This window comes from Erythrobacter westpacificensis (assembly GCF_039542285.1).
GTDB lineage: Bacteria > Pseudomonadota > Alphaproteobacteria > Sphingomonadales > Sphingomonadaceae > Alteraurantiacibacter > Alteraurantiacibacter westpacificensis.
Genome location: NZ_BAABHV010000022.1, coordinates 188676 through 205130, shown reverse-complemented (window position 1 = coordinate 205130; position 16455 = coordinate 188676). Strand labels below are relative to the sequence as shown.

Genomic DNA, 16455 nt, shown 5'->3' with positions numbered 1-16455 from the left:
TTCTCAGGGCCGCCCCACCCGCTTGATTTCCCATTCCAGCGTTACGCCGGTCTTCTCCGCCACGCGGCGGCGCACTTCCTCGCCCAGCCCCTCGATATCGGTGCTGGTGGCATCGCCGGTGTTGATCAGGAAGTTGGTGTGCTTCTCGCTCACCTGCGCGCCGCCCATGGTGAGGCCGCGGCAACCCGCCTCGTCCACAAGTTTCCAGGCGCTGGTGCCCACAGGGTTCTTGAAGGTGGAGCCGCCCGTCTTGGTGCGCAGCGGCTGCGAATTCTCGCGCTCCTCGGCGATCCGGTCCATCTCTGCGCCGATCTTTTCGGGATCACCCGGCTCGCCCCTGAACCGCGCGGCAACCACGATGGCCCCGTCAGGAAGGCGCGAGTGGCGGTAGGAATATTCAAGGTCTGCAACAGGCAGGGTGACGAGTTCGCCGCCCGGCAGCACCACGTCGCAATCGACGAGGATATCGGCCACCTCACGCCCGTAGGCCCCGCCGTTCATGCGCACGAAGCCGCCCACCGTGCCGGGAATACCGCGCAGGAATTCGAGGCCCGCAATACCGGCATCGCGCGCCGAGGATGCGACGAGGATACCGGGAGCACCGCCGCCGCATTCCACCACGCAGTCGCGCTTTACCTCGACGCTGGCAAACGGCTTGCCCAGCCGCACCACCACGCCCGGCACACCGCCGTCGCGGATGATGAGATTGGAGCCGAGGCCGAGCGCCATCACCGGCGTCGCCGGCTCCAGCTGGCCAAGGAAATTCACCAGGTCGTCGAGGTCGGCAGGTTCGAACAGCCAGTCCGCCGTGCCGCCGCTCTTGAACCACACCAGCTTGGCCAGCGGCGCACTGCGCTTCAGCTCGCCTTTCACGCGGGTGGGCACCACGCCGTTCGGGCCGGGCGCGTCGTCGGCGCCGGGGGCTTCGGCACAGCGCATCTGTTCGCCGGGTTGAATCATGTTCGTCATGCGCCCTCCGCGGCGCGAATTCGTGTTACGTCGCCTTCCAGCGCGGCGGCCCACTTGGTGATGTCGCCAGCGCCGAGGCACACAAGCAGGTCGCCTTCTTGCAGATCGGCTGCCAGTCGGCGCGTCAGGTCATCGTAGCCCTCCACCGCCGTTGCGTGACGATGGCCGCGCGCCTTCAGCCCTTCGACCAGCGTGTGCTCGTCCACTCCGGCGATCGGGTCTTCCCCGGCGGCATAGACGGGCGCGGCATAGACGAGGTCGGCATCGCCGAACGCGCCCTGGAAATCCTCCAGCAAGTCGCGCAGCCGGGTATAGCGATGCGGCTGCATCACCGCGACCACCCGCCCGCTCGCCGCGTCGCGCGCAGCGGACAATACGGCGCGAATTTCAACGGGATGGTGAGCATAGTCGTCGATGACCCGCACATCGGGCGCAATCGTCCCGACATGGCTGAACCGCCGCCGCACGCCGCCGAAGCGGGAAAAGCCTTCGCGGATGGCATCAGCCGAGCAGCCCATTTCCAGCGCAACGGCAATCGCCGCGCAGGCGTTCTGGACGTTGTGACGGCCCGGCATCGGCAATTCGATCCCATCGATCCGCGTCTCGTTACCGTCGCGGTCCGTCTGCACGGCATCGAAACGGGTGGACCCGCCCACCGGCTGCACATTCTCCGCCCGCACGTCCGCATGGGGCGAAAAGCCGTAAGTGATCACACGCCGGTCACGCACCTTGGCGATCACGTTGCGCACCTCGTCATGATCCAGGCACAGCACCGCCGCGCCGTAGAAAGGCACGTTCTCGATGAACTGTACGAAGGCATCCTTCACCGCGTCGAAGCTGCCGTAATGGTCGAGGTGCTCCGGATCGATATTGGTGACGACCGCGATCGTCCCGTCGAGGCGCAGGAAGCTGCCGTCGCTCTCGTCGGCTTCCACCACCATCCACTCGCTGTCGCCCAGCCGCGCGTTGGAGCCGTAGCTTTCGATGATACCGCCATTGATCACCGTGGGATCGACCCCGCCCGCATCCAGCAAAGTGGCGACCATGCTGGTGGTGGTCGTCTTGCCGTGCGTTCCGGCGACAGCCACGGTCTTCTTCAGCCGCATGAGCTCCGCCAGCATTTCCGCGCGGCGCACCACGGGAATGCGCTTTTCCAGCGCGGCGACAACTTCGGGGTTCGTGCGCTTTACCGCGGTAGAGGTGACCACCACGGCAGCATCGCCGATGTTTGCGGCATCGTGGCCGATGGCGACCTTGATGCCGCCTTCGCGCAATGCCTGCACCCGCGCGCTCTCGGCGATGTCGGAACCCTGCACGGTGTAGCCGAGGTTCGCCATCACCTCGGCAATGCCGGACATGCCGATCCCGCCGATGCCGACGAAGTGGATCGTGCCGATATCGGTGCCGACGCCCTTCATTTGGCCGCGTCCCGTGCTGCACCGTTCGGGGCGACGGCTTCCTGCGAGGCGCCGCGCGCGTTGTTCTCACCCACGCGGATGACGTCCATCATGTCCGCCCCGCCGAAACTTTCGACAAGGTCGGCAAGGTCGCTGGCGGCATCGGGCCTGCCGCAGTTCCACGCGGCATGGGCGGCATTGGCCAGCGTTTCGGGACGGTGCGCCATGGCGTTGATCTGCTTGGCCAGTTCCTTTGCGGTGAAGCCCGCCTGCCGGATCGAACGCGCTCCGCCCGCCTTCACCATCTCGCGGGTATTCGCGGCCTGATGGTCGTCCGTCGCGATGGGCAGCGGCACCAGGATGGCCGGGCGGCCGACGGCGGTCAGCTCTGCAATCGTGGAAGCCCCCGCGCGGCCGATGAACAGGTGCGCGTCGGCAAGGCGGGCGGACATATCCTCGAAATAGGTACCGAGTTCCGCAGGGATTTCGTGGGTGGCATAGCGTTCGCGCACCGCCTCGATATCTTCCGGGCGGCACTGCTGCGTTACCTGCAGGCGATTGCGAAGCGCAGGCGGCAACATCGAAAGCCCGTCCGGCACGACCTCGGAGAGCACACGCGCGCCCTGGCTGCCACCTGTCACCAGCACGCGAAAAAGGCCGTCCTCGGTGAAGGCCGGATATTCCTCGTCGCGCAAGGACAGGACTTTGGGACGCACCGGGTTCCCGACAAGGTGCGTCTTGCCCTCGTACTTGGCCTTGAGGCGGTCCACGTCGGGATAGGCCAGCGCGATGGCATCGACGCGGCCGGCAAGCAGTCGGTTCACCCGGCCCAGCACGGCATTTTGTTCGTGGATCACCGTCGGAATGTTCGCCCCTTGCGCGCCCAGCAGCGCGGGCAGCGCCGGATAGCCGCCGAAGCCGATGACGGCGGTGGGCTGGAACGTCTCGTACAGCCGCTGCGACATGGCGCGGCCTTCCAGCACCGCCTTGATCGCGGCGGGCCAGCGCAGCGGGTTCTTGCCGAAGCGGCCGGCGGGCAGCACGTGCGCCGTCAGGAAATCGGGCTTGCCGGGAATGGCCTTGCCCCGCTCGTCCGTGATCAGGGCGACATGGTGGCCGCGCCGCTCCAGCTCATGCGCAAGCGCAAACGCGGGTGTCAGGTGGCCGCCAGTGCCGCCTGCGGCCAGCACGAAATGGCGTGAAGAAGTGGTCATCTGTCGTCCTCCTTCTCCAATGCGTCACGCATGTCGAAAGGTTCCCGCACGAGGAAGGGATTGCGCCGCGTCACCGCCAGCAACAGCCCCATGGTGAAACACTGGGCTATTGTCGACGATCCGCCGTAACTCACCAAGGGCAGGGTCATGCCCTTGCTGGGGAAAAGCTGCAGGTTGACGAGAATGTTGATGAAGGCCTGCCCGCCGAACAGCGCGATCAGGCCGCTGGCGGCCAGGATGATGAACAGCCGATCCTCGTCCACCAGGCGGATCAGCACGCGCAGGATGATGGCGAGGTAGAGCAGCAAGACAATGGCGCACACGATCAGCCCCATTTCCTCCCCGATCACGGAGAAGATGTAGTCGGTGTGCGCTTCGGGCAGGCGCATCTTGTTCTCGCCCAGCCAGAACCCGCTGCCCGTCCATCCGCCGCCGGTCAGCGTGCGGTTGGCAAGATCGACATGGTCATAGGCGGTGGGCCCGCCGAAGAAGGAATCGATGCGGTGGCGCGCGTTGTCATAGGTGAGGTAGGCCAGCAGCAGCGCGGCAATGCCTGCGCCCATCAGCATCCCGATACGTTGCAGCGGCAGCCCTGCCAGCATGACCATGACGAGCCACGCGCCGGTGAACAGGATCGCCGCGCCCAGGTTCGGCTGCGCCATCAGCAATATCACCACCACGCCGACCAGCGCCCCGGTTATGCCGATGACAGGCAGCTTCGCGTCGCGCAGCTTCCAGGAAAGGATCCACGCGAACGTCATGGCGAATGCAGGCTTGAGGAATTCGCTGGGCTGCACGCCGATACCGAAGCGGATCCAGCGCTTCGCGCCGTTCACCTCGTAACCGATGAACGGCACGAGCAAGAGCAGGAACAGCATGGCTCCGGCCATCAAAATCGTTCCCCGGCGAAGCAGTTCGCGCGGCAAAAGGGACGTCGTGACGAGGACCGCGAGGCCCAGCACCTGCCAGCGGACGTGCGCCCAGAAGAAATACAGGTCCGGCAGGTCGACTTCCGATGTGGAGAGGCGGTGCGCGCTGGCGGGAGATGCCGCGGCCACCGCCAGCGTGCCGATCGCCATCAGGAGCAGTACGAAAGCCAGCAGCCAGCGGTCGATCTCGCGCCACCAGATGCGCAGCTCGCGCTTGCGATCCCTGGGCAGGCGCGGTGTGCGCCTCTCGCCCTGGCCGCCGCTGCGGGGGATATAGATGGGCCGCGTGCTCATGCCGCAGACCTCGAATCAAATCCGCATTCGGCAGGCGTTGCATCGCAGCCGATATTGGCGGCAAGTTCGCGGAAGGTATCGCCGCGCGCCTCGTAATCGCGAAACTGGTCGAAACTGGCGCAGGCCGGGCTGAACAGGATCACGTCACCCTCCTTCGCGGCGGCGATGCTGCGGGAAACCGCCTCGGCCAGCAGCTCGCACCGCTCGACGTGCATGTGCGGTTCAAGCAGGTCGGCAAACATCGGGCCGGCCTCTCCGATGGTGTAGGCGGCAGCGACATTGCCGAAATGCGGGGCGCAATCGTCGAGGTTGTCTTCCTTGGCAAGTCCGCCGCAGATCCAGTGCAGGCGCGGCTTGCCTTCCACTGGCGGATAAGCTGCGAGGGCTGGCGCGGTGGACGCGGGATTGGTCGCCTTGGAATCGTTAACGAACAGCACGCCGTTCGCGCTGCCCATCCGCTCCATCCGGTGCGGCAGTCCGGCAAAGCTGGCAAGGCCCACCAGCACCTGCTCGCGCGTCAGGCCGAGCTGCTGGGTCAGCGCGGCAGCGATGGCGGCGTTCTGCAGGTTGTGCGGCCCCTGCAGGCTTGGCCAGTCCTTCTGCAAGGGCTCCCAGGCCCAGGCGTCGACACAGACGGCGCGGCCATCGGGACGGCGCGCGGCCTCGGCCTGCTGGATGGCACTGGTGGGCGCATCAGCACAGCCGAACACGGCGAATTGCCCTGCGCCCTGCATGGTGAACAGCCGCCCCTTGGCAAAGGCATAGGCTGCGAAATCGTCGTAGCGGTCGAGGTGGTCGGGCGTGATGTTGATCAGCGCCGCCGCCTCGCAAGCCAGCGAACGTGTCAGGTCGATCTGGTAGCTCGACAGTTCGAACACGTAGACCCCGCCCTCCGGCAGGGGATCGCGGCTGAGCACCGGCAGGCCGATATTGCCGCCCATACGCGTCGGCACGCCCGCCTCCGCCAGCATGTGATGCACGAGAGCGGTGGTGGTGGACTTGCCGTTGGTGCCGGTGATGCCGACGACGCTGTGCGCGGGCAGTTCCGCGCGGGCGAGTGCGAACAATTCGATATCGCCGATGATCGGCACGCCCGCCGCACGGGCACGCTCCGCAATCGGATGCGTATTCAGCGGCACGCCCGGCGAAACCACGATGCCGTCGAAGCCGGTCAGGTCGATCTCCAGCGGATCGCCGATCTCGCAGCGGCCGGCCAGAGCCTCGCGCGGCTCCTCGCGCCGGTCCCACGCAGTCACGCGGGCGCCGCTGGCCAGCAGCGTTTCCACCGTGGCCATTCCGGACCTCGCGAGCCCGAGCACGCAGTAGTTCTTGCCGGAGAAGACCTTGGCCGTGATCACCTGAGCTTCAACGTGGCGAGCCCGATGACAGCGAGCACGATGGCGATGATCCAGAAGCGGATCACCACCTTGCTCTCGCTCCAGCCGAGCTGTTCGAAATGGTGGTGGATGGGGGCCATGCGGAAAACCCGCCGGCCAGTACGCTTGAACCAGAAGACCTGAACGATGACGCTGACCGCCTCGAGCACGAAGAGCCCGCCGATGATGGCGAGCACGATCTCGTGGTGGCTGGCAACGGCGATCGCGCCAAGCGCGCCGCCAAGCGCCAGCGATCCGGTGTCGCCCATGAACACGGCGGCAGGCGGAGCATTGTACCACAGGAAGGCTAGCCCCGCGCCCATGATGGCGGTGCACATGATCGCCAGCTCGCCCGCCGAAAGCACGTGCGGAATGCCGAGATAGGTGGAGAAGTCGGCGCGCCCCACGAGGTAGCAGATCAGCGCGAAGGCGCCCGCCGCGATCACCACCGGCATGGTGGCAAGCCCGTCCAGCCCGTCCGTCAGGTTCACCGCATTGCCCGCGCCCACGATCACCGTGGCGGCAAAGGGGTAGAAGAACCAGCCCAGTTCAAGACCCGTGTCCGACAGGAACGGCAGGTAAAGCGCAGTGGAGCCGACTTCCTGCACGATGATGTACGTCGCGATGCCCGCAACCACGAATTCGCCCAGCAGGCGAACCTTGCCGGGAACGCCCTTGTGGCTGCTCTTTGAAACCTTGTCGTAATCGTCGAGAAAGCCGATCACGCCGAAGCCCAGAGTCACCGCCAGGCAGGCCCACAGGAACGGATTCGACAGGTCCATCCACAAGATCATCGAGATGGAGAGCGCCGTGAGGATCATCAGCCCGCCCATGGTGGGGGTGCCGACCTTCTTCTGGTGCGATTCGGGGCCGTCCGCACGGATCGGCTGGCCCTTGCCCTGGCGCACGCGCAGCATGTTGATGAACTTCGGGCCGATGATCAGGCCGATGAACAGGGCCGTCATCATGGCGGCGCCTGCGCGGAAGGTCTGATAGCGGACGAGGTTGAAGATCCCCTCGAAATCCAGCATCTCGGCAAGTAGATAGAACATGGGTGCGCGCGTCAGCCTTCCCTGGCTGTGAAATGGTCCACGACGCGGGCCAGCCCTACCGAGTTGGAGCCCTTGACCAGCACGGCGTCCCCGCCGGCCAGTCCGAATTCCTGCAAGGCAGCAATCGCCTCACCCGCGTTATCGCAATGGGCAAAGGTTACGCCCTTGCCAAGCGCAGTAGCAGCGTCTTTCCCCATTTCACGCGCCAGCGCGCGCATCTCGTCGCCCACCAGCACCGCATGATCGATATTGGCGGCAAGTATCGGTTCGAGCAGTTGGGCGTGGAAAGCGGGGGCGAAGTCGCCGAGTGCCTTCATGCTGCCAAGCACGGCGATACGGCGCGTGGCGGGCGTCTGCCCCAGCTGCGCCAAAGTGGCCCGCATCGAAGCGGGATTGGCGTTGTAACTCTCGTCGATCAGCAGAGCGTGGCCGCCCGGCACCTTGGCCCGCACGCGTGCGCCGCGTCCTTTAAGGCCGCCCATCTCCGCCAGCGCAAGGCCCGCCGAGCCTAAATCGCCGCCTGCAGCATGGACCGCCGCCATCACGCACAGTGCGTTGTCGATCCAGTGTTCGCCCGGCTCCGCCACGGTGAAGCACAGGCGCATGTCGCCCATCGCCGCCGTCACCAGCGAACCGCCCGAACCATCGGGAACGGCATCGAGCAGACGCAGGTCGGCGTTCTCGCCGCGCCCGAAAGCGATGATCTTCACGCCCTTCGCCTTCGCCGCATCGCGAAGCTGTTCGAACTGTTCCACGTCGGCGGGGATCACCGCCGTGCCACCCTTATGCAGCCCTTCGAATATTTCCGCCTTGGCAGCGGCGATCCCCTCCATCGAGCCCAGGTTCTCGATATGCGCGGGCGCGATGGTCGTAATGACGGCAACGTGCGGGCGAACCTGTGCGGTCAGCCCGGAAATTTCGCCCGCGTGGTTCATGCCCATTTCGAACACGCCGAAGCGGCTTCGCGGCGGCATCCGCGACAGGCTGAGCGGCACGCCGACGTGGTTGTTGTAGCTGCGCACGCTGCGGTGGGCAGCGCCGCGGCTGGTGCGTTCCAGCGCGGTAAAGATCGCTTCCTTCACACCGGTCTTGCCGACAGAGCCAGTCACGCCGACGATCTTCGCGGCTGCGCGATTACGCGCGGCCTCGGCCAGTGCTTCCAACGCAATGGTGGTATCGGCAACGCGGACGTGGGGGTAGTCGACTTCGCGGTCGACCAGGGCGGCAGCGGCACCGTTCGCGAAGGCTGCGTCGAGGAAGCGGTGGCCGTCCATCGCTTCGCCTTTCAGCGCGACGAACAGGTCTCCGCCGCGCACGTCACGGCTGTCCATTTCCACGCCGCTAACCTGAAATTCACCATAAGCGGTCCCGCCAGTCGCGGCGGCGATCTCGTCTGCCGTCCACAGCGCAAGACGAGCGGTATCCGCCTTGGCGCGCGGCCAGCGCAGGGGGGCGAGTACGGCGCTCACTGTCCGCTGCCCTTGGTCAGTTCGGCGGCGCATTCGCGTGCAACCGTCACGTCGTCGAAAGGCAGTACCCGCATGTTTTCTCCCGATCCCACGATCTGTCCCTGTTCGTGTCCCTTGCCGGCCACCAGCACGATGTCGTCCTTGCCGGCCTCCGCGATGGCCGCGGCGATTGCATCGCGCCGCCCGCCGATGTTGCGCGCCGCCGAACCTGCACCCTGCATCACCTGTTCGCGAATACTGGCGGCATCCTCGCCGCGCGGATTGTCGTCGGTGACAATCACCAGCTCGCTGCCTGCCGCAGCCGCCTCGCCCATCGGCGCGCGCTTGCCGGTGTCGCGGTCCCCGCCCGCGCCGAATACTGTGATGAGACGACCGTTCACGTGCGGGCGCAATGCAGCAATCGCGGCGGCAAGGGCATCCGGGGTATGGGCGTAATCCACATAAACGGGCGCACCGCGCGAAGAAATTACCGCGCGCTCCAGCCGCCCGCGAACGGGTTGCAGGCGGGAGACGGCATCGAACACCTGCGAGGCATCGGTCCCGGTCGCCAGGGCAAGACCGGCGGAAACCAGCGCGTTCGCCACCTGGTAAGCGCCGATCAGCGGCAACCGGATCGCATGGGCGCGGCCCGCGTGAACGAATTTCAGCTCCTGCCCCAGCGGGCTGGGCGTGCGGGCGATAAGATTGATATCTTTACCATTTTCACCAACCGTAAAGACTCGCAGCCCGCGCTGCTTCGCCACTTCCATAACCCGCTTCGACCATTCGTCGTCCGCCCAGATAACGGCAGTGCCGCCATCGTCGACGACTTCGGTGAAGAGGCGCATCTTGGCCGCGAAGTAATCCTCCATGTCCTTGTGGTAATCGAGGTGGTCGCGGCTGAGATTGGTAAAGGCCCCGGCGTGCACCGGCAGTCCTTCGTTGCGATACTGCGAGAGGCCGTGGCTCGACGCTTCGTAGGCAACGTGCGTCACGCCTTCGCGCGCAAGGCCCGTCATGTTCGAAAGGAAGGTGACGATATCGGGCGTGGTGAGGCCGGTGGAGACGCTCTCGTCTGGCGTGGTGACGCCCAGCGTGCCGATGCTGGCCGCGCGCTCTCCGCACATGCGCCAGATCTGGCGGGTCATTTCGACGCAGCTCGTCTTGCCGTTCGTCCCCGTCACCGCCACCACCGTGGAAGGCGTCGGGCGGAAGAAGGCCGAGGCCGCGCGGGCGAAGGCCTGGCGCGGCTCCTCAGCCGCTAGGTGCAGCGCGGCCTCCACCTTGGCTTCGGGCCGCGCGACGACAGCCACGGCGCCGCTGGCCACGGCAGCGGGAATGAAGTCCTCGCCATTGACGGCAGTGCCCCGGAACGCGCCGAATACGTTGCCGGGGGCAACCTTGCGGTGGTCTATGGCGAAGCCGGTGACGTTGGTCTCACCCGCCTCGCCCGCGTCTGTGCCAAGCTGGCTGGCGATCTCGGAAAGGCGCATCAGTCAACATCCCCTACAAGCGGGCGAAGGTCGGTAAGATCGATATCGCGGTCGGCATCGGGCAACACGCCCAGTTGCGGGCCGATGCGCGGCACCAGTCGGCCCACGATAGGCGCCGCGTTCCATGCCGCCGTGCGCTGGTAGGAGCTTGCGACGGTGCCCTTGGGCTCGTCCAGCATGGCGATCACCACGTAACGCGGGTTGTCCATCGGGAAGGCGGCGGCGAAAGTGGAAACCAGCGAGGTGGCGCGATAGCCGCCCGCACCCGGCTTTTCCGCGCTGCCTGTCTTGCCGCCGACGCGGAAGCCCGGCGCATCGGCGTTGCGGCCCGTGCCGTAGACGGCGATCATGCGCAGGAGCTGGTTCATGCGCGCGCTGGTGCTGGCCTTGAACACGCGGCGCCCGCGCGGTGCCTGGCCCGGCTCGACCTTGTGCAGCGTGGCCGGACGCCAGATGCCGCCGTTCACCATCGCGGCATAGGCCGAGGCAAGGTGCAGCGGCGTCACCGCGATACCGTGGCCGTAACCCACCGTGACGCCGCGGATGCGCGACCACTCGCCCGACTGCCAGATCGGGAAGCCGCGTGCGGGCAATTCGATATAGGGCCGCTCGTTGAAACCCAGGTCCACCATGTACTGCCGCAGCGTGGCCGCGCCCATTTCGTCGACGATATGGCCGGTGACGATGTTGGAAGAATGGATCAGCATTTCCGGCGTGTTCAGCGTCGCCCCCAGTGGGTGCGAGTCGCGGATCATGCGGCGCTGCACCTCGTAGGGCGTCGCGCCGTAACGGCGGGACAGGTCCGTGATCGAGCCGCTGTCGATGGCAGCCGCCACGGTCAGCGGCTTGAACGTGCTGCCCAGCTCGTAGACCTGGTTGGTCACACGATTGAAGGCAGGCGCGGTAATGCCGCGGTCGTACTGCTCCTGCGTCACCTTCACGTCGGACGACTTCACGTCGTTGGGATCGAATTCCGGCAAGGAGGCCAGCGCCAGCACCTCGCCCGTGTCCACATCGAGCACGATGCCCGCCGCGCCCACGGCGTCCACCGCCAGCATTCCGCTGCGCAGTTCGTCCTCCAGCGCGCCCTGCACGCGGGTGTCGATGGAGAGGGCTATCGGCTCTGCCCGGCGCACGGGGTCCAGCAATTGCTCGTCCAGCACCGATTCCATGCCCACGCGGCCATGGCCATCGGCAGCGACGTAACCCAGGACGTGTGCGGCAAGCGAGCCTTGCGGGTAGTGACGATCCGTCTCGCGAGGCAATTCCAGCGCCAGTTCGCCGATGGCGATCACCCGGTTGGCATCTTCGGGAAGTACCCGGCGGCGCAGGTATCCCGCGCGGCCCGAACGCAGCTGTTCGGTCACTTCGTGCAGGTCGAGATCGGGGAAGATCGCCTTGAGTTCGCGCGCCACTTCAACGGGCGACTTCACGAGCGGCGGACCGCCGTCGCCGCCCTCTGCCATCGCCGCGGGATTGAACCAGAGCGCATAGGCCGGGAAGGCGCGGGCCAGCGGAACGCCGTTGCGATCGGTAATCTCGCCGCGTGGGGGCAGCAGGGCATCGGCCATGGAACGGTGGGTAGGCGCAGGCTCCACCGTACCGATCCAGGTAATGCGCACCAGCGCGGCAGCCGCCACCAGCACGAAGACCAGCGCGATCAGCATCAGGCGCAGGCGTGCAACCAGCAAGGCGCGGCGACGATGATCGACGCGCCCCGCCTGGCCTGTGATGATCGTGTGCGGGGCGGCGTAGGCGGTCACCGGGCGGCATTCCCCGCGATGGCAACGCGGGTGAAGCCCGCGGCCTGTGCCGGTGCCGACAGCGGCACGCGAAGCGGTCCGGGTGCGAGAGCCACGGCGAGGTGCCCCTCGCCCGGCTCGCCACCTGCCAGCACGCGCTCGTCCACCGGCTTTCCGGTGAGGGGAGAGACCAGCTTGGGAAACTCGGCGATGTCTTCGCCAGTGGTCATGCCCGCCAGCCGGATGGGCGCGGGCGCATCGGCGGTGCGCGGGCTACCGAAGCTGGCCAGCTGCATGGGGCTTTCGATGAACTGCTCCGCCTTGGGCGCTTCGAAGCCGAAGTCCACCCGGTTCCAGGCGGCCAGTTGCACCTGGCTGGAGCGGGTGAGGAATTCGGTTTCCAGCAGCATGTTCTGTTCTTCGAGGCGAACGATCTGGCGTTCGGCACGCACCACTTCGGCGTGAACGGCGTTCACCTTCACATGCAGCAGCGCATAGAGCGCGATGCAGGTGCCGAGCGCGGCGAGCCAGCCAATACGGCGGATGCGGCGGTGGGGAGTCATGCGACGTCCTTTCGGGCAGGTGCCTGGGTACGGATTGCGGCGCGCAACGTGGAAGACCGCGCGCGCGGGTTGCGGTCGATCTCTGCCTGCGAGGGGCGGATCGCCTTCGACAATTGCCCGAAGCGCGCGGGTTCGGGGGTGTGCGCTTCGGGCAGGTAGCGTGAGCCGCGGGGGTTCGCATTCGCAGCGTCACGCAGGAACTTCTTCACGATCCGGTCTTCGAGGCTGTGGAAGCTGACGACGGCCAGCCGCCCGCCCTCGCCCAGCAATTGCTCGGCAGCGGCAAGGCCCTGCTCCAGTTCGTCCAGTTCCCCGTTCACGTGGATGCGGATGGCCTGGAACGTGCGGGTGGCCGGGTCCTTCTTGTCGCCGGGGCGATGGCCCAGCGCCTTGCGCACAACCGTGGCCAGTTCGCCGGTGGTGGTGAGCGGACGGGCGGCGACGATGGCGCGGGCCACGCGGCGCGACTGGCGCTCTTCACCGTACTGGTAGAGCACGTCGGCAATGTCCTTCTCGTCCGCCTCGTTCACGAAGTCGGCGGCGTTCGGGCGCGTCTGGCTCATCGTCATGTCGAGCGGGCCGTTGCTGGAAAATGCGAAGCCGCGCTCGGCCTGGTCGAGCTGCATGGAGGAGACGCCGATATCCATCGCGATGCCATCGACGCGCTCGATGCCGACTTCGGCCATCGCATCGACCATCTCGGAAAAGCGGCGCTGGTGCAGCACGAGGCGCGGTGGCTCCTCGCGAGTTTCTTCCCACCTGCTGCCAGCTTCGATGGCGTCGGGATCGCGGTCGAACGCGTGCACCGTCGCCCCGCGATCCAGGATGGCGCGGGTGTAGCCACCGGCACCGAATGTCGCGTCGATGATGACGTCTCCGGGCCGCGGGTCCAGCGCCTCGATCACTTCATCGAGCAGGACGGGAATGTGGGGAGCCGGCGCGGTCACTTCTTGCGACCCTCCGCCTTAGCACGGGCATCCTCGGCTTCGGCAAGGCACAGTTCGTACTGGTCTTCCCAGCCGGGCTCCTGCCCAAGTCGATCCAGATCCCACATCGTGATGAACTGGCCGCCGCCAAGGAAGCAGATGTTGTCGCCGATGCCGCCCACCTTGCAGAATCGCTGGGGCAGGATGAAACGACCGCTCTTGTCGAAGGGGACTTCGGTGAAGGTCCACATCTGCGTGGCGCGCAGGTCGCGGTCGAAATCCTGGTTCCGGCGGACCGCGTTCTCCAGCTCCTGGTCGAGAATGTCCTCGAAGTTGTCGGTGCGGCTGGGGCCGAAGGCGTTCAGGCAGGGATACTTGTGGTGCTTGGCGACGCACAGCACGCCCTCGTCACCCAGTTCGGCAAAGACCTTGCGGAAAAGCGGGGGCAGCACGAAGCGATCCTTCTCGCCGCGAAGCGAAAAGCCTTGCCCCCTGTATCCTGCCGGCCGCTGCGCCACTTGGCCTGTCCCTCGATAAAGTGCCCTTCACCGGACAAACCCCCTCCGTTCCTGGCCGCGCATCAACGCGGCCCGGTCGCTCCATCCCGAAGCGCAGCACGGGCTATGTGTCCGATGGATTCGAGGAATAACGCGCGAAGGCGCGGGATGGAAGGGGAAATTGCGGGAAATTGTGGGAGAACGCCGTAACCGATTGTTTTTCCTAGTCCGAATTCCCGCTCCCTTGGTGGTGCCGGTGATGATCTAACCGGCCAATTTCTGGCGGATTTGTGCCATTTTCGCTGGCTGGCAGCTCACCCAGGGGGACATTTCCCGCGCTGTCCCCAAAATTTTCGAAAACATGGCCAAGCAGCCAGCGGAGCGCCGCCTCGGCATCGGTGTACGGGCCTGCGATATCGAGCATGGCGGCGTCGGCAACGATCATCGCCTGCCCCTGCCCGATCACGCAATGCGCCAGCAACGCCTCGCCGGGTATGTTGCAATAGTCGGCATCGCCCACGTGGCTCAGCCTTCCCCGCTGGTTCACGGGCAGCGAATCGCCGAAGTGGTCGACCATCTGCGGCCCTGTGGGCTGCGCGGGGTCGAACTCCAGCGCCAGACCCCAATGCGCAAGAATCGGAGACAGCAGCGCCACGTCCTGCGGGCGGCGCCTGTCTCCCAGGTGGAAACGCGATTCGCCGGTCATCATCGGATCGGCAAACAGCAGCAGGGTACCGCCCTCGCGCACCCAGGCGTCCAGCGCCACGTTCTCCTCCGCCGAGAGGCCGCGCGGCTGCGCCATCAGCAGCGAACGGTGCCCCGCCAGCGCTTCGGCGGAAAGGTAATCCAGCGGGGCAAGCGTAAAGCCTTCTTCCAGCACGGCGCGCACCCAGTGGCGCGGCGCATGGCCGTTCAGCATCTCGTCCAGCCCGGCCGCTTCGCCCCAGTAGATCGGCACGGTGCCCATCAGGGCCAGCGGCGGGCGCTGTCCATCCTCCGCCCGCACCGGGAAGGCGAGAGCAGCGCCCAGCATTGCGGCGACAAGCAGCCTATTCCAGCGGGACATCGGTATTCGGCAAGGGCACGTCCTGCGTCGCCTGCGTGGCGGAAGACGACGGCGAAGGTGTCGGATCGCCGGAAAGTTCAGGTACCACGCCCGCATCGGCCAGCGGATCGCGCGGTTTGGGTGCTTGCGTCGGCTCGGTCGTCGGCGCGGCTTCCGGCACGGCATCGGCCTGCGTTTGCTGCGCCCGCTCGGTGACGATATCCGCCAGCCCCAGCAGCAGGACCATGGCTCCGATACCGATCAGCCCGATCTGCACGCGCTGGATACGCTCCGCACGCGTTCCGCCCAGTGGAGCAGGCTCGCTTTGCGGCTTCAGTGGCCTTAGGAGGTCTCTGGGGTCGAGTGCCATGCGCCGGTTCCTACTCCTCCGAAGCTGAACCTAACCAGTCGAACACGGGGAGGTCTTTCGCGCGCAGCCATTCAGCATTGTAGAGCGTGGAGAGATAGCGGAAGCCCGTATCGCACAGGATCGTGGCGACGCGCGGGTTCTCGATGCCGTCCGCCAGCAACTGCCGGCCCAGCGCCACCGCGCCTGCCACATTGATGCCGCTGGAGAGGCCGAGGCACAGCCCTTCCTCGCGCAGCAGGCGGGCGACCCATTCCATGCCTTCCTCGTCGGAAATGCGGAACTGCGTATCTACCGGCGCGCCCTCCAGGTTGGCGGTGATGCGCCCCTGCCCGATGCCCTCGGCCACGGAGGAGCCTTCGGACGAAAGCTCGCCGTTCTTGTAGTAGTTGTAGAGCGCCGCGCCGTGCGGATCGGTGAGCGCTATGCGGACCTTCTCGTCCTTTTCCTTCAGCCCCATGCCCACGCCTGCCAGCGTGCCCCCGGTGCCGACGGCGCAGGTGAAGCCATCGACGCGGCCTTCCATCTGTTCCCAGATTTCGGGCGCGGTGCCTTCGATGTGGGCGCGGCGGTTGGCGATGTTGTCGAACTGGTTGGCCCAGACCGCGTTCTCGGTCTCTTCCGCGATGCGGCGGCTGGTGTGGACGAAGTGGTTGGGATCGGCGAACTTGGTGGGCGGCACCGTGACGAGCTGGGCACCCAGCGCCCGCAGCGTGTCCATCTTTTCCTTGGACTGGTTGTCCGGCATCACGATGACGGACTTGTAGCCCAGCGCATTGGCGACCAGCGCAATGCCGATGCCGGTATTGCCCGCCGTGCCTTCCACGACTGTGCCGCCCGGCTTCAGTTCGCCGCGCTTCTCCGCATCGCGAATGATCCACAGCGCCGCCCGGTCCTTGACCGAGGCACCGGGGTTGGCAAATTCGCACTTGCCCCAGATCTCGCAGCCGGCCGCCTTGCTGGGGCCATCCAGCAGGACAAGCGGGGTGTTGCCGATAAGGTCGAGCGTCTTCGTCTGGACAGGCAGGTTCGTCATGACGACGGAGTTAGGACGCAGATGCGCTCAGCGCAACGCGAGAAGGGGTCGGGTAGTAAAAAGTCTCATTCGCCCTTGTATCGGTCGCGACCAGCGACCGACAGCGC

At 66.4% G+C, this 16455-nt stretch carries 15 protein-coding genes; all 15 read right to left on the bottom strand.

The features are described 5' to 3' along the window. Positions 1–3: 3 nt before the first annotated feature. Positions 4–969 (bottom strand): UDP-N-acetylmuramate dehydrogenase, encoded by a 966-nt coding sequence (gene murB / locus ABFX23_RS16155; RefSeq protein WP_428831677.1) that lies wholly within the window; start codon positions 967–969, stop codon positions 4–6. Next, positions 966–2387 (bottom strand): UDP-N-acetylmuramate--L-alanine ligase, encoded by a 1422-nt coding sequence (gene murC, locus ABFX23_RS16150; RefSeq protein ID WP_346034004.1) that lies wholly within the window; start codon positions 2385–2387, stop codon positions 966–968. Before murC ends, murB begins: the two co-directional genes overlap by 4 nt. Then, complete coding sequence (murG, locus tag ABFX23_RS16145; protein WP_346034003.1) at positions 2384–3580, bottom strand: undecaprenyldiphospho-muramoylpentapeptide beta-N-acetylglucosaminyltransferase; 1197 nt, start codon at positions 3578–3580, stop codon at positions 2384–2386. Before murG ends, murC begins: the two co-directional genes overlap by 4 nt. Next, positions 3577–4803: an FtsW/RodA/SpoVE family cell cycle protein gene (locus ABFX23_RS16140; RefSeq protein ID WP_346034002.1), complete on the bottom strand. Its 1227-nt coding sequence runs from the start codon at positions 4801–4803 to the stop codon at positions 3577–3579. Before ABFX23_RS16140 ends, murG begins: the two co-directional genes overlap by 4 nt. After that, the gene (murD, locus tag ABFX23_RS16135; RefSeq protein ID WP_346034001.1) at positions 4800–6161 is read right to left on the bottom strand and encodes a UDP-N-acetylmuramoyl-L-alanine--D-glutamate ligase; all 1362 of its coding nucleotides are present in this window, start codon (positions 6159–6161) and stop codon (positions 4800–4802) included. Before murD ends, ABFX23_RS16140 begins: the two co-directional genes overlap by 4 nt. Continuing rightward, positions 6158–7231 carry a phospho-N-acetylmuramoyl-pentapeptide-transferase gene (mraY, locus tag ABFX23_RS16130; RefSeq protein WP_346034000.1) on the bottom strand — a complete coding sequence of 358 codons (1074 nt, stop codon included), beginning with the start codon at positions 7229–7231 and terminating at the stop codon, positions 6158–6160. Before mraY ends, murD begins: the two co-directional genes overlap by 4 nt. 11 nt (positions 7232–7242) lie before the next feature. Next, positions 7243–8700 carry a UDP-N-acetylmuramoyl-tripeptide--D-alanyl-D-alanine ligase gene (locus tag ABFX23_RS16125; protein WP_346033999.1) on the bottom strand — a complete coding sequence of 486 codons (1458 nt, stop codon included), beginning with the start codon at positions 8698–8700 and terminating at the stop codon, positions 7243–7245. Then, the gene (locus ABFX23_RS16120) at positions 8697–10172 is read right to left on the bottom strand and encodes a UDP-N-acetylmuramoyl-L-alanyl-D-glutamate--2,6-diaminopimelate ligase (protein WP_346033998.1); all 1476 of its coding nucleotides are present in this window, start codon (positions 10170–10172) and stop codon (positions 8697–8699) included. Before ABFX23_RS16120 ends, ABFX23_RS16125 begins: the two co-directional genes overlap by 4 nt. Continuing rightward, entirely contained in the window at positions 10172–11935 is a 1764-nt protein-coding gene (locus ABFX23_RS16115; protein WP_428831676.1) for a peptidoglycan D,D-transpeptidase FtsI family protein, read from the bottom strand. Before ABFX23_RS16115 ends, ABFX23_RS16120 begins: the two co-directional genes overlap by 1 nt. Further along, positions 11932–12477, bottom strand: coding sequence for a hypothetical protein (locus ABFX23_RS16110; protein ID WP_346033997.1), 546 nt, complete (start codon positions 12475–12477; stop codon positions 11932–11934). Before ABFX23_RS16110 ends, ABFX23_RS16115 begins: the two co-directional genes overlap by 4 nt. After that, positions 12474–13424, bottom strand: a complete 951-nt coding sequence (gene rsmH / locus ABFX23_RS16105) for a 16S rRNA (cytosine(1402)-N(4))-methyltransferase RsmH (RefSeq protein WP_346033996.1) — start codon at positions 13422–13424, stop codon at positions 12474–12476. The genes ABFX23_RS16110 and rsmH overlap by 4 nt, the downstream gene beginning before the upstream one ends. Beyond that, positions 13421–13921 carry a division/cell wall cluster transcriptional repressor MraZ gene (locus ABFX23_RS16100; protein WP_346033995.1) on the bottom strand — a complete coding sequence of 167 codons (501 nt, stop codon included), beginning with the start codon at positions 13919–13921 and terminating at the stop codon, positions 13421–13423. Before ABFX23_RS16100 ends, rsmH begins: the two co-directional genes overlap by 4 nt. A gap of 202 nt (positions 13922–14123) precedes the next feature. Beyond that, complete coding sequence (locus tag ABFX23_RS16095) at positions 14124–14966, bottom strand: motility-associated ABC transporter substrate-binding family protein (protein ID WP_346033994.1); 843 nt, start codon at positions 14964–14966, stop codon at positions 14124–14126. Beyond that, positions 14950–15315 carry a hypothetical protein gene (locus tag ABFX23_RS16090; RefSeq protein WP_346033993.1) on the bottom strand — a complete coding sequence of 122 codons (366 nt, stop codon included), beginning with the start codon at positions 15313–15315 and terminating at the stop codon, positions 14950–14952. Before ABFX23_RS16090 ends, ABFX23_RS16095 begins: the two co-directional genes overlap by 17 nt. A gap of 10 nt (positions 15316–15325) precedes the next feature. Further along, complete coding sequence (locus ABFX23_RS16085; protein WP_346033992.1) at positions 15326–16348, bottom strand: cysteine synthase A; 1023 nt, start codon at positions 16346–16348, stop codon at positions 15326–15328. Positions 16349–16455: the final 107 nt, after the last annotated feature.